The organism is Pantoea sp. E956-1 (assembly GCF_982223955.1).
Genome location: NZ_CEUYZP010000050.1, coordinates 1 through 473 on the forward strand (window position 1 = coordinate 1; position 473 = coordinate 473).

Genomic DNA, 473 nt, shown 5'->3' on the forward strand with positions numbered 1-473 from the left:
TCGAAGGCTTGGTCAGAGACAATGACGCGCTCACGGAAGAGAGAAACTCTCTCAGGGCAAAGCTTCAGCACACCGAAAGCGATTTACTGAGCGAAAGGCGAAGATTCGCCGACGTCGAGCACAGCAGGAACCATCTGTTCAATGAAAACCAGCGCCTGCTCAGGGAGCTTAGCGATAGCGAGGAGGAAGAGTGAGCGCGATCCGGGCTACGGCACATCCTTGAAGAAGACGTGGTGCCCGAGCTTGAGTGTCTGCTTGGCCTTCGCCGCCCAGGCAGATGCCTTGATGCTGGTGGCGTAATAGTGCGTGGCGCCGCCGGTAGGATCCGGCACCTTGCCGTCGATCACTCGGTCAGCAGCAATCCGGCACTGCGCCAGCTCGCGGAACGGGATCTGTTTCACGCCGATCAGGAACTGATAATTCGGGTCGGTCTTATTCCAGCAGCTGAACTGGTACGGCTTTTGGCACACGCC

The 473-nt window shown here is 58.1% G+C and carries 2 protein-coding genes; one reads left to right on the forward strand and one right to left on the reverse strand.

Annotation, left to right across the window (positions count from 1 at the left end):
- Positions 1–194, forward strand: a 194-nt coding sequence (locus AC0T7J_RS25190) for a hypothetical protein (protein ID WP_473798463.1), incomplete at its 5' end; no start/stop codon positions are given.
- A 12-nt stretch (positions 195–206) separates the two neighbouring features.
- Here AC0T7J_RS25190 and AC0T7J_RS25195 read toward each other — a convergent pair.
- Positions 207–473, reverse strand: a 267-nt coding sequence (locus AC0T7J_RS25195) for a cell wall hydrolase (protein WP_473798466.1), incomplete at its 5' end; no start/stop codon positions are given.